The organism is Bdellovibrionales bacterium (genome assembly GCA_016716765.1).
In the GTDB taxonomy this organism is placed as follows: Bacteria; Bdellovibrionota; Bdellovibrionia; order Bdellovibrionales; family UBA1609; genus JADJVA01.
Genome location: JADJVA010000006.1, coordinates 43,020 through 55,704, shown reverse-complemented (window position 1 = coordinate 55,704; position 12,685 = coordinate 43,020). Strand labels below are relative to the sequence as shown.

Annotated in this window: 14 protein-coding genes; 7 read left to right on the top strand and 7 right to left on the bottom strand. The window is 45.1% G+C overall.

Going from position 1 to position 12,685, the window contains the following annotated elements; genetic code table 11:
• Positions 1–563: 563 nt before the first annotated feature.
• Positions 564–1,004 (bottom strand): hypothetical protein, encoded by a 441-nt coding sequence (locus IPL83_04285; GenBank protein MBK9038372.1) that lies wholly within the window; start codon positions 1,002–1,004, stop codon positions 564–566.
• 262 nt (positions 1,005–1,266) lie between these two features.
• On the opposite strand from IPL83_04285, the gene IPL83_04280 reads away from it, so the two are divergent.
• On the top strand, positions 1,267–2,415 hold the full coding sequence (locus IPL83_04280; protein MBK9038371.1) for a hypothetical protein: 1,149 nt from the start codon (positions 1,267–1,269) through the stop codon (positions 2,413–2,415).
• 3 nt (positions 2,416–2,418) lie between these two features.
• Here the strand turns inward: IPL83_04280 and ftsH are convergent, their stop codons facing one another.
• The 3 genes from ftsH to IPL83_04265 form a co-directional block, all read right to left on the bottom strand.
• The gene (gene ftsH, locus IPL83_04275; GenBank protein ID MBK9038370.1) at positions 2,419–4,224 is read right to left on the bottom strand and encodes an ATP-dependent zinc metalloprotease FtsH; all 1,806 of its coding nucleotides are present in this window, start codon (positions 4,222–4,224) and stop codon (positions 2,419–2,421) included.
• 148 nt (positions 4,225–4,372) lie between these two features.
• On the bottom strand, positions 4,373–4,999 hold the full coding sequence (locus tag IPL83_04270; GenBank protein ID MBK9038369.1) for a hypothetical protein: 627 nt from the start codon (positions 4,997–4,999) through the stop codon (positions 4,373–4,375).
• Between the two features lie 28 nt (positions 5,000–5,027).
• Complete coding sequence (locus tag IPL83_04265; GenBank protein MBK9038368.1) at positions 5,028–5,426, bottom strand: CBS domain-containing protein; 399 nt, start codon at positions 5,424–5,426, stop codon at positions 5,028–5,030.
• Positions 5,427–5,676: 250 nt separating this feature from the next.
• Here IPL83_04265 and IPL83_04260 point away from each other — a divergent pair, with 250 nt between their 5' ends.
• Positions 5,677–6,108: a hypothetical protein gene (locus IPL83_04260; protein ID MBK9038367.1), complete on the top strand. Its 432-nt coding sequence runs from the start codon at positions 5,677–5,679 to the stop codon at positions 6,106–6,108.
• Positions 6,109–6,134: 26 nt separating this feature from the next.
• Here IPL83_04260 and IPL83_04255 read toward each other — a convergent pair whose 3' ends face one another.
• Positions 6,135–6,275 (bottom strand): hypothetical protein, encoded by a 141-nt coding sequence (locus tag IPL83_04255; GenBank protein MBK9038366.1) that lies wholly within the window; start codon positions 6,273–6,275, stop codon positions 6,135–6,137.
• Between the two features lie 380 nt (positions 6,276–6,655).
• Here IPL83_04255 and IPL83_04250 point away from each other — a divergent pair, with 380 nt between their 5' ends.
• A complete protein-coding gene (locus IPL83_04250; protein ID MBK9038365.1) occupies positions 6,656–7,033 on the top strand; it encodes a hypothetical protein in 378 nt (125 codons plus the stop codon).
• A 185-nt stretch (positions 7,034–7,218) separates the two neighbouring features.
• On the top strand, positions 7,219–8,250 hold the full coding sequence (locus tag IPL83_04245; protein MBK9038364.1) for a metallophosphoesterase: 1,032 nt from the start codon (positions 7,219–7,221) through the stop codon (positions 8,248–8,250).
• 69 nt (positions 8,251–8,319) lie between these two features.
• Here the strand turns inward: IPL83_04245 and IPL83_04240 are convergent, their stop codons facing one another.
• Positions 8,320–8,682 carry a hypothetical protein gene (locus tag IPL83_04240; protein MBK9038363.1) on the bottom strand — a complete coding sequence of 121 codons (363 nt, stop codon included), beginning with the start codon at positions 8,680–8,682 and terminating at the stop codon, positions 8,320–8,322.
• Positions 8,683–8,837: 155 nt separating this feature from the next.
• Here IPL83_04240 and IPL83_04235 point away from each other — a divergent pair, with 155 nt between their 5' ends.
• Genes IPL83_04235 through IPL83_04225 form a run of 3 tightly spaced genes read left to right on the top strand, consistent with a single transcriptional unit; the run spans position 8,838 to position 11,061 of the window.
• Positions 8,838–10,316 (top strand): IS21 family transposase, encoded by a 1,479-nt coding sequence (locus tag IPL83_04235; GenBank protein MBK9038362.1) that lies wholly within the window; start codon positions 8,838–8,840, stop codon positions 10,314–10,316.
• Positions 10,317–10,318: 2 nt separating this feature from the next.
• Complete coding sequence (locus IPL83_04230) at positions 10,319–10,621, top strand: hypothetical protein (GenBank protein ID MBK9038361.1); 303 nt, start codon at positions 10,319–10,321, stop codon at positions 10,619–10,621.
• Positions 10,618–11,061 carry an ATP-binding protein gene (locus IPL83_04225; GenBank protein MBK9038360.1) on the top strand — a complete coding sequence of 148 codons (444 nt, stop codon included), beginning with the start codon at positions 10,618–10,620 and terminating at the stop codon, positions 11,059–11,061. The genes IPL83_04230 and IPL83_04225 overlap by 4 nt, the downstream gene beginning before the upstream one ends.
• 76 nt (positions 11,062–11,137) lie before the next feature.
• Here the strand turns inward: IPL83_04225 and IPL83_04220 are convergent, their stop codons facing one another.
• The gene (locus tag IPL83_04220) at positions 11,138–12,682 is read right to left on the bottom strand and encodes a hypothetical protein (GenBank protein ID MBK9038359.1); all 1,545 of its coding nucleotides are present in this window, start codon (positions 12,680–12,682) and stop codon (positions 11,138–11,140) included.
• Positions 12,683–12,685 lie beyond the last annotated feature (3 nt).

The following is a 12,685-nucleotide window of genomic DNA, read 5'->3' as shown; positions in this document are numbered from 1 at the left end:
GCCGCTGTTATAAAGTAAAGAAACTTTCGAACGACCTCAAAAGGATCCGAACTTCGGATCTTTTTTCAGAAAGTCGGACGGACACCCGAAAGTTTCTTTTTCTTGCCCATTGGTCGAGGATCAAAAATCAGAAGAATTTGGATTTGATCCTTTATTTTATCTTAATCACACCTACGCCATGTTCAGAGCTAACATCAATCGCCTCATTCGTAAAACCTGATGTACAACCAAAGATCCCAAAAGGCTTAAGGATCATATTGACCTATATGTAGATTTTCATAATCACCAGATCATCTCACGATGAAGGCCTCCAAAATAAAGATCTAGATTTTAATACAGCGGCTGGCCTGCAGCCCTTGGGTGAAGCTGTTGTATCCAAGAGCCACAGGGAGCCGGCGGAACTAAATCTCAGGGGTTCAGGATCGAGTTCGGCTTGGTGCAGTGCTCACAAAGGGAGCGCTGCTGCCGGACGCATGTTTGAAGATCCTGGACCCCTGAGATTTGGTTCAGTCAGGTACCTTTGGAGTTTGGATCAACAATCAAGCAGGCCAGTTCACATTGTTCTATTGGGTAACCTCAATAATTCGAAAACCTGGCTCGACGGCCCCAGGACGAGAGGAGAGGACAGCAATGGCACCCTCATTTTCACTGACATAATGAATAAGGTCTTTCTCGGACTTAAAACTTCTCGGAGGCAGGCCTCTCCCGCTAAACAGTTTGCGTCTCCAAAAATCAACGTACTGTTTCGAATCCATCTTCACAACTTGAGCTAAGAAGGCTTTACCAGATGAACTCTCTTCATCAATTAAGGAAGGTCGAATTCGACCTCCCGATTCCCAAAAAATCATCCTTCCAGAAAAAATACTCTCAAGCTTCTCTTGGGAGATCTCGCTAATTTTATTGCTTGAATTAACGGCCAAATAATAAGCAGCTTCGGCCGAAGCTATCTTCACAAAAATCAACATACCAATCACAACCGTCAAACGAATGATTTGAAATCTCACATCCCACCCCAAAAAAATACTTTCCGAACTAACCCAATCAGACAAAAAATCTAACGACAGAAAGCCCTGAATTTCCAAAATACCATTCCCAAAATACCATTCAATTATACCTGCAAATAGAGCTACGAAATCAATTCTTTTTATAGAAAAGGTCTAAATATATTTCACTATTAAGATTTGACCAATAAAATTTCCTTTGCAATCATGAGGGCTGTGTCGGCCGAGCATAAATGAATTTTAGTTATAAAATATGGAGCCTCTTGTGAAATCATTCGCATTGTGTTTTTTGTTTTCTTGGCTGTTCTTGTTTCAAAATTCAATGGTGCATGCCGAACAGAGTATGATCCGCTGGGGAGGCTTTTGGACCTTGTCTGTAAATCAATCTGACTCGGATGTACTTTATGGGGGCTACCTCAATGACAAGCTCAACCTTTACAACGATAGCAAAGCTGGACTCAACGGAACAATTTCGATTGATGAGACATGGACAGCGACTCTTCAGCTGGTGGCTAGGGGTACTGGTGGAGACCGAAGCTTTGAACCTGAGTTGGATTGGGCTTTGGCAACTTGGGAGCCCAGTTCTATCTACTCGCTGAGGCTTGGAAAACAGAAGCTACCCGCATGGCTGATTTCTGATCACTTAGACGTTGGTGTTCTTTATCCTTGGAACCGCCCCCCAAATGAAGTGTACGACACGAATCCACTCTCCTCATTTGTGGGAATGAGCCATTCCTTTTCTTTCACCTTGCCAAAATCCACAAATCTACAAATTGAGCTGGTTGGCGGAGGTGCCAATTCCGACCTTCGCAGAGATAAGGACACCACTTTTGAATTGGACGCCCGGGACATAGTTGGATCGACACTGACTATAAAGCGCAATGAGTTGAGTTTTCGGGTGGCCTATTTTCAGGCTCACGTGGATGCCTCGATTGTCGCGAATAAAGACACCCTTCTCGGTCTTCCTGCGCCTTACGATACCTTATCTGCGCGCACGACTTCAGTGACTCCCTTGAATCTTGGCCGAGCCACTTTTTCTAATATGGGATTTCGCTGGGATGGAGAGAGAGTCTTGGCACTTGGCGAGTATGTTCAACAAAAGAATAGCGTTTCGGACCTAGAAAAAATAGCCGCGTACTATGCGACGCTGGGATATTACTGGGGGGGGAAAAAGTCAATTTTGACTCATCTCACTTATTCTGCAGAATCTGAGCTGGAAGCAACCAACCCTTTTATAAAAAACGGAAAACAGACCTCAAAAATTCTGGGCCTCAATTATATTGTTTCTCCCTCCCTGGTCGCAAAAGCTCAATGGACTCAGACTGAAAGCGAGAAGGGAAAGCGGGGTAGTTTTGCGAGTGACCCGGGCCGCCCTGTGAACCTTGTCGACATCTCCTTGAATAGTGCTTTTTAGTTTTTAGATTTTGGGCAAAATTGAAGGAGAGCTTGTCTTCTCCGAGACCCCTTTATGGGCCTTCCAAAGACGAGCAAGCTCAGTTGCATCGAGAGTCTCTTTTTGCATCAGTTCGTTGACGCAGATTTCAACAAACTGGACGTTGGCATTGAGCACACTTTCTGCGTTCACTCGACATTCATCCAAGAGTGATTTCACTTCCAAATCGATCTTCTCTTCTGTGCTGTCACTCCAACTCCGAATCCCTCGATTTTGATAGGCCGGCCCTTGCAAGTATCGTGATGAACCACTTTCTTCGCCACTCATGAGACCCAGAACTTGCCCCATTCCATATTGAGTCACCATGGCACGCGCAATATTGGTCGCCTTGACCAGATCATCACCCGCCCCCGTCGATATATCTCCACAGTATCTTTCTTCAGCAAGGCGACCGGCGAGCAAAACGGAGATCTTTCGCTTTAACTCCTCTTTTGTCATCAAATACCGATCTTCCAAAGGCCTCTGGAGCGTGTAGCCCAGTGCCCCAATACCACGAGGAATGATACTCACTTTCTGAACCCGATCAAGAAATTGCAGGGCCATGGCGACTGTTGCATGACCCATTTCATGGTAGGCCACTCTTTTCTTCTCATCCTTGTTCATCAATCTTTGTTTGCGTTCGAGGCCAGCCACAATCCTCTCCATCGCCTGCACAAAATCCTGCAATTGAACACCTTCGGCATTTCGTCGAGTCGCAATGAGGGCCGCCTCATTGACGAGATTGGCCAAATCTGCACCAGAAAAACCCGGAGTCATTGAGGCCACCTCTTCAAGCTTGAGTCCCTCTTCAAGCTTGATGTTTTTGGCGTGAATATTTAAGATTTGAAGACGTCCCCTCTGGTCGGGATTATCCAAAAGAACCTGTCGATCAAATCTCCCAGCTCTTAGGAGTGCTGGATCGAGGACTTCTGGTCTGTTGGTTGCGGCCAAAAGAATCACTCCTATTGTCGAATCAAAGCCATCTAGCTCCGCCAAGAGTTGATTCAGAGTCTGCTCCTTTTCATCATTTGCACCAGCAAAACCGCCAAGTGCTCTTGCTTTTCCTAAGGCATCCAGCTCATCAATAAAAATGATACAGGGAGAGTTCTTCCGAGCCTGATCAAACAAATCTCTGACTCTAGAAGCTCCCATCCCCACAAACAGCTCGACAAACTCAGATCCATTGATAGAGAAAAATGGTACGCTCGCTTCTCCCGCAACAGCCCTGGCCATGAGGGTCTTTCCTGTACCTGGAGGACCCACCAGCAAAACCCCTTTTGGAGCTCTCCCGCCCAATCTCGAATATTTTTTTGGATCCTTTAAAAAATTAACGACCTCCATCAATTCCTCTTTTGCCTCGTCAACTCCAGCCACATCTGCGAAGGAGGCCTTGATATCCTTTTCCATGTAAAGTTTTGCTTTGGATTTATTGAAACTCATCAGACGGCTTCCTTGGGCGGCAAAAATGTTCCGAAATAGAAAAAAGAAAAGAAGAACGGGAAAAACCCACAAAGCCAGGCTTCTCCAAAACGTTGCCTTCGGAGACCCCTCGAGTTTCACTCCCTTGGATTTCAGAAGGGGAATCAGACCCTCATCCTCGACCCGATAAGCGATCACGTTCTTGGATTCATCCTTTAATTTTGCAAGAATCCGCTCTTCATCTAAGACCACTTCCTTGACTTGGTCTTTTTCAACAAGCTCGATGAATTCCGTGTAGGTCTTGAGATCTTGACTTGTATTGGTGTAATAGGAGCTCACAATAAAAAAAATAATGAGGCCCACCCACAACATCAATGGGTTGAAACCAAGTGGTGGAATCTTATTTTTAGCTTCTGGTTGGCTCATCTCTGAATTTTTCCAATCTCTCCCCAAGTAAAACTATTTTTCTTTGTTGCGCTTTTGATTTTCTTCTTAAATTTGTGTCTGATTCACTGCTCAGCTATGCTTCGCAAACTAACACGACTTCAGTTCTAGAGAGTTTTTCATAGCACCTCTCCTTTTGCTTGATGGGCCACCAGCCATACAAAAAGGTGTTCAGGGGCGTCCACAACGCGACCCATCCCGTTATCATAAATCCTTCCCGCAAAATATTCCCCAGCGGAATATTTGAGTTTGCAACGGATTCGGCCAAACCCAGCAACACGAAGAGGCTTAAAAAACCAACCCCCAACGAAACCCGCCCGTTCTGAAAAAACAAAGCAACTCTTCGACGTAATATGTCGGCTTCGTATTCAAAAAAACTGTGAATAGCACTGGGCACCGAATCAACTCTCAACTCCCCGTCGATTTGCTTCGAGTAATGAATCACAATTTTCAGCGGTTCCTTTACCCCAATTTCTTCTGCTGCGCTCACCATGTACTCCACGGCCTTTTCGTCCAAATCTCTCTCCCTAAAAGGAGAAGGGTCCCGGGAATCAAAAAGCTGATTTAGGCTCCTCACCTGAAGATCAATGACAACTTTTCCGCTCTCAACCCGGTACCTCAACTGACTGTCACGCCTGCGTAGTTTTCGGATACGCCGATCACCGTGATCTTTACTTTGACCAGAACTGGATCGTTCCTTCATGCAATTATTTTAACCTCACTCAATCTGACTATTCTCTTTTTAAGACTTCCGAGAGAACCCGATAGGCATCCACCTCAGTGAAAATCCCTACCAGTTTACCTTTTTCAAGCACGATAGCACAGCCATACTTGCCCTCCGCCATACAGGCCGCGACTTCCGTCAGGGCTGCATCAGGAGCCGTAAAATAGGGCTCAGGCGTGTAGGCCTCATCCACGGTCAAAACCTCAGGATCAACATCGGCAAACCCAAGAACCAGGTTGACGTCTCGATCTGTTAAAACACCGACTAATTTCCCACCCTTCAAAACTGGAAGGTGCCTGACTCGCAAATCCCTCATAACGCTTTGTGCCTTCGCGACCGACTGATCAAACCCAACCGATTTTGGGACACGAGTCATGTAATCTCCCACTGTCACAGTTTTCTTCATTTAAAACCTCCCTTTAAACGCCTTCAATTAAGAACACACACCACCCACACCGCTAGTATGAGTATGATTGAGAGAAGCGCATGACGATTTTTTTAAGTTAGTGTCCTAAATTGTCAGTCTCTTTTCAGTCTCTCGGGCTGGCCGACTCAGCCTCCGGATTCCTGTCTATCAAAAATGACACGGTACATCCCGGCCAATAGGCAATGCGCACGGCACCGTTGGCCGACTTGTTGCAGGGTATCCTCAGTCTATGGTGAATCAAGCATTCATGCCCCCTTCTGAAAGATACCTCCTGCCCCGTCGTTTGCTTTCGATTTTGTTTTTGATGCTCCTTTCGACTTCATCTTTGGCCGTAACTGAAACAGACAAAGATCGAGATCATGGCCCCCAAGCCACCAAGGCATGCCCAAGATATCTTACCTTCGATAAGTTCACACCTCTCGTCCAGCTCATCCGCGAATACCTTTCACCCTTGATCTCAACTGAAATGGATTTTCCCCAGTTGTGGCAACTAGTTAGGGATATTTCAAATGCTACCTGGGGTGGGAAAATCAAAAGGGGAGAATTTAATAATCAAGAAATCCTCAAGAGGATAAACCCTGGCAGTCTTTATCTTGGCCGATTAAATAACCACAGGATATTTGTACAAAATGACAGCGGAATTGGGCCACAAATGCAATAAAGAGCCGTTTCCCTAACTGGCTTGATTCACCTCAACTCATTGCCGTCGAAGTCATGGATAGGCCCCTCCTCTTGTTTGATGAGAGCGAGGGCCTGCCTATCGTTATTCCAAATGGATCCCTGATCGTCATGAACGGCGAATTTCCGATCAAAATTTTTTATACTCATGACCATCTTGAGAACGATTAAGAGGGTAGTCGCCCAAGCACAAAACAAAAAGTTGCTCTGAAGGAGCTGAAACCATTTTTTCTCGAAAATCCGTTAGGCTCCTCAAAACCATTTCTCGAATTTCTTCTGCGACTCGATGGGAAATGGCGAAAACGGAGGAATAATATGTTTGATGAACCGTCCGTGGCAATTCCACCGAAGGAACCCAACTCGCAAGATATTGGCCCCCTAAATTTCTTTTTAGATCTCGCTCTTTTTACGAAGACCGCCAATTGTATATTTTTTTCAAATCGCCTGTTTCTGTTTACTCTGCACAAGCATATCCTAACATTCTTGTGCAGAAGACTTTGAAATCTAAACCGTTTATTTTTTAGGAGGGGATGATGACAAAAATTCTAGCTATACTAAGCCTAGGTGTGATTCTTAGATCACATGCAGCAGATGCCTGCTCTTATACAATCGATCAAGCCGCAATGAAAAAAGAGCTCGAAACCGTTGTCACAGCTGGATTAAAAGGGGTCACAAAGATCTCTGCCGTAACAACGGAGTTCTCTTACCACGAGAGTAAACCCACACCCATGTGTCCAGAGGAAATGACCTATACTGCAAAAGTTTCGGTCCGATACAGGACGGGAGAAACTCGCTGCCAAGAAGAATTTAACATCAAAAAGATTGAAAGCTGGTCACCCTCTGGTGAGAGCGTCTACACATTGTCTAAAGGCATCTTTCCTAGATGCTTCAGGGAAAACCGACCTTGAAGGGGAGTCGAAATAGATAAATTCAGATTCCTCTGGCTAATACCATCAACTATCTTGTCTATTTGTTGAGGAGCCAAAGATCTCCTCAACATCGTCCAGATCCAAAGATGGACAAGGTATGTTCAACCGTAAATGTTTTTCAGAATACCTGATTTTAAATTTAGACCATGATATGGCTTGTTTCTATGTCTAGCATATTTCGATCAATAGCTTTTATTTTACTTTTCACTCACCCTACCTGTTCTCATTTTGCGAGTGCCGACGAGCGTGGTTGCCTACCGCAGCTCTGGGAAAAACTGAGGAGACCCTTTCAACGAAGAACAGAAAATAAATTTTTGCCTAGAGATCAAAAGTTTATTCTAAACGACTCCATCTATATCCCTCTCATTGGAGACGTTCACGGAGAACTCGATCGTTTTCTGTCACTCATCTCGCAACTACAGATTGAATATAAGGTCAAATTTCCAATTATTTTTCAGCTGGGTGATCTTGGGATTAATCAGGACCCCATTCGATATCCACGATGGCATCAAAAAAATGGAACCGAGATAAATGAATTTTTTCTTGGAGACAATCGTATTTTTAATAAATACTTTGGAACTTCATATGAACTCAATCGGATCGAAGGCAATATTTTTGTCGTCCGTGGCAATCATGATTTTTACCTTGATGAATTTCTTTATACTTCGAGAGTCTCGTCTTTTGCAGACCATTTTTTCATCCTTCCAGATGGGGTCATGCAAGAGCTTGAGCTTATCTCTGGTGAAAGAATTTACGTTGGAGCCGCAGGCGGAATTAACGAAACCGATAGCTTTGGTCAAACAACGGGTTCCAGGATGGCCCAAGCAGAAAGCGAACTGCGAGTGAAAAACAGAGAATCTGGAGCTCGTCCTCATCATGGCAAAGATAATCTGTATCTCGAACAGACACAAAGTACCATTCTCCTCACTCACCAAGGTCCGACCTTTGAAGTCAAAGGTCATTCTTGGATTGAAAATCTCATCTTGACTCTAAAACCCAGGTTTCACTTCCATGGGCACTCCCATTACGCTCTAAATCTAACAACAAGATTAGGAGATACTGAGACAATTGCTGTGGGAAATCTTCCACCAAAAGGAAGAGTCTGCACGACTTCAAAATGTGTCGCCATGCTTCGCTATGATCTAAAGACACGGAAAATTCATCTCGTTAGCCCAAATTTTGAAAACAATGATTGAGCCTAAAAGTGGAGAAACTTCCTATTTGTCTTCTTCCCTATATTATTCTATCCAAAGTGTTTAAGGCGCTCATTGGGGTTTCTGCCCGAAAGACCGAGGAAGTAAATCAATCTGCTGATCGGTCAACTCAATCCCTAAGCCGTCTTTAAAATATTTCTTCAAAAGCCCTGCGTCTGGATTTGGGTGATAGTGACCGCTCCGATTGGTAATCCTCATGATATCACCATCCTTAATTGTCATTTCTCCTGCGTAGCGAACTGGACCTCCATTTACTAATGAGGAATGCTGAAACTTTCCTGGTTCAGGGCTAACATTCAAAAGAAGTCTCCCATCGGTCGTAATGACAAAAATGGCCTTTTTCTTTGGCCGCTTTGGGTCGAATGTCGATAAAAGAACGCCCTTGGCCGATTCGGCTTGAGTTGACCCACCCAATTCAAAGAAGCTGACCCACCCAATTCGGATGAGCTGACCCAGGCGTTTCGGGGAATTGACCCACCTATATTCGACTTGAGCACTGAGTCATAAATCCAGGCAGCGACTAAATCTTCAATCCCGTGGCACCTATCCTTAAACAAAAGGAGGGTTCCATGACTCAACGGAGAACTTCAGTTGCCATGCAAAATCAAATTTTAGAACTTCACACTCAAGGCCGCAGCATCCGCAAGATTGCGCAGGCCCTTAAGATCGCCAGGAATACCGTCAGAGCTTGCATCAGAGACTCAGGTCCACCATCATCAGTCCCCTCGGTAGTGGGTTTCGCACAGAGCCAGCCTGTCCCAATCAACTGGGAATTTATCGCGACCGAGTTCAACAAAGGTGTCCCTCTTAAAATTCTTCACAAAGAACACGCCATCGAAGTCATGACCTATATGATTTTCTATCATCGTTTCAGACGGCGATTCCCAAAAAAACCGCAGGTGACAATCAGACTTCAACACAATCCCGGCGAAAAAATCTTCTTCGATTTTTCAGATGGGATTTCAATCACTGATCCAAGGACTCAAGCTAAGATTAAAACTCAACTCTTCGTCGGAACCTTGCCATGGAGTTCATACACCGTCGGTGAGTTTACCTTCGGACAAAAGCAACCTGAGTTCTTCAGAGCCATTGAAAACTCATTCATCAAACTCGGTGGCACCCCAAAGTACGCAGTCGTTGACAATCTTAAGCCCGGCGTCACAAGAGCCCATATCTATGATCCCGACACCAACCAGTCCTTCATTGAGTTCAGCAACCATCATGGATTTGCCGTCCTCCCAGCAAGGCCTCGACGGCCCAAAGATAAAGCCGCGGTGGAAGGCGCAATCGGCATTATACAAAAACAATTCTTCAACGAAGTCAGAGATCAAATCTTTTATTCAATATTTGATCTCAATCAAAGATTTCAAAAATATCTCAACGAACTCAACTCTGCACCCATGAAGGATCATGATGGAATTTCAAGAGAGGATAGATTCGAAAATGAAAGACCTCTTTTGCAAACTGTAAACCCCAATTCATTTGAACTCTCCGTCTGGAAGACCTGTAAGGTTCATCCAGATTGCCATATTCAAGTCGATTCCAAATTCTACTCCGTCCCGCATCAGTTTGTCGGCACCACGGTCAAAGCCCGAATCAAAATAAATACCGTCGAGATATTTACTGCGGATTCAGATTCAATCGCAATCCACGCAAAAGTAAAATCCCCAGACAGGGCCTCCACCATCGACGCCCACTACCCAGAACACCAAGTCGCCACCGCCCGATTCGAAGTGGCCTCGGCTCTCAGGCAAGCGCAAAATATCGGATCCAAAACTTTTGAACTCTTTCAAAAAGTCTTCCGTGATCCTTATCCCCTCAAGTCTCTCAGAAGGGCTCAGGGCATCCTCAGGTTAGTTCACAAAAATGAAGTCTCAAAGGCTGATCTCGAGTACGCGGCGACACAAGCCCTTATTTTCAATAAAACCCAGTTCAATTTCATCAGAGCTTCGGCTCTCCATCACAAAGTAGGAGGTACAAGACCACGCATCATTAAACCTGAACGAGATCCCAATTTAATTTATCTACATAACAACAAGGAACCTTAATTATGGAAGCACAGGCAAAACGTATCGCCTATGACCTTAGATTTTTCGGTATTCACCAAAACATCGATTCTAGGTCTCAAGAAGCTGTGAGTAAAAATCTGCATCCTCTGGAGTTTTTGTCCCTCATCCTCGAGGATGAGAAAAACTTCAGACGAGATCGTCTATCAAAATCTCTTACCAGACGAGCGAAGTTCAGACACCAGGCGGACTTCGAAGATTGGGACATGAGTTTTGACAGGGGACTGACAAAAGTAAAACTCAAGGAGCTTTCGGTTCTATCATTTTTAAAAATAAAGAGAACTTGATCATTCTGGGTCGCACTGGCGAAGGCAAGACCCATTTGGCAATCACACTCGGGAGAAAGATTTGCCAAGAAAACTTGTCAGTGTCTTTTTTACCCGTAAACCTCATGTTTGAAGAAGTTCTCGCAGCCAGAAGCTCGGGCAAGATGATTGGATTTCTCACCAGACTCAATTCCACACAAGTGCTTATCCTCGATGATTTTGGACTCAGGCAATATTCGCATGAAGAAGCCAATGTACTTGTTGAACTTCTCGAAGCGCGGGCCAGAAAAGGACCTGTCATCGTCACATCCCAGATTGATCCCAAGGGTTGGTTCAAGCTCTTCGAAGACCCAGTCATTGCCGAAGCCATCGTGGATAGAATGATCAACCCCAGCCAGAGAATAAATCTCAAGGGGGGGTCTTACCGCGAAAAACTAAATCAGCTTCCCAGAGGAAAATAACTTGTGGAAATCTGCTAGCTCGTTTATTTAGCAGTTCTGTCGCCGCCGGGTGGGTCAATTCACCGAATCGGGTGGGTCAATAAGTCTGAATCGTGCAGCCCTCTGAATCGTATAGCTTTCCGTCCCCTTTGGACATGACCTGATACTTGTGCTGATCCTTCCCCACGTAGTTGACAACCCTAGGTTTTACTAAGTTACCCTCCAAATTTTCAGTGAGGTACCTCGGATCCATCCGATATACAACTTGAGAATCAGAAGGAGAGATCACCTTAACGGGCACACCAATATCCGAACCCAAAGAATCTGCGCTTCTATTTAGGGTCTTCGGAACGCTTTTGCCCGCAGCCAAAGCTCCTTCCCCACTGGCCTTGATGACACGACCAATTCCCAGTCCATTTAGTGGTGCAACTGCCAAGGCGAAAGAGTAGGATTGTCCAGCACTCGTAAGGCGATGGTAGTCCTCGACCATTCGATTGTCCAAAGCACTCCCCAGGGCTCTGGTTTTCTCCATCATGTAATCCTGGCGGCGCATATAGAGCGTTGAAGATGCCAAACTCACGTCGGCTGCGAGACACAGCGCACTTGCGATCCCTGCCGAAAAGAAACCGGCAGCAACGCATCCGGTGACCACGGCTCCAGCAGCCGCGAGTTCCAGATTCGCTTTCAGTTTTTCGCTCTCGTGTACTTCCTGAATCCACTTTTTCGCGACATCACAATATTCAGGAAACTCCCTCAATATACCTTCTATCGCAGAAGTAAATCCGGCCAGACTCGAAGGGTCAAGCTCCGTCTCCAGCATTTTCCTGTTATTTGTGATCATTTCATTGAGTGCCAAGACAATTTCTTGGTCTGTGGGGTTTTTTGATTTTAGGTAGGTCATCACAGGTGCCTTCCTCATCGCATCCATGAACTGATTCCTGTACTGCGACTTAAACTCACCATTCAATCTTTCCACTACTTCGGCCTCAACGCTTTTGCTAATCGAATACTGCGCACTTCTCAAATCTTCGCATGGAACCTTTCTCTTTTCGCACGCCTCCTTCGCAAATTTATTAACGACCGAAACAAAATCATCAAAGTAAAGGGCCTGCCCCTCCTTATCTAAGGAGATACCATTGCCAACAAAAAACGGAGAATTTACTTTTTTGGGAATCAATGATTCAACATCATAGAGGTGCTTTTTGATCTGACCCCATTTGGGAGAAAATCCGTACACTAAGCCCTTTTCCATTGCGGGCCAGTTCTCTTCGATGGCCGATTTTACCCCACTGTTTTTATTCGCGCAGTCTTTCGCCTCCGGACGAAGTAGACAGGATTCGTAGTCTTCTAATTCTTGAATGTTGATTCCAGCCAACATTCTCACTCGCTTTGATAACATCTGCAATAAATGTGACCTAGCTTGTGTGTCAATATTCGCCTTGATTGTTCTGATTGGTTTTGCATCGAGAGGGTCTGAATGAATCTGACAATCCTTCTCTACCGACGAATGACCCAAATCAACCGAGGAGATATCGGAGGAATCCCTGCAAGACGAAAATTGAATTGAAGATCCACCAGCAGCAGCTGATAGCCCGATCCAAATAGGTAGCACTACTCTAAAGAGCGAAACGCCCAGTTTCATAAA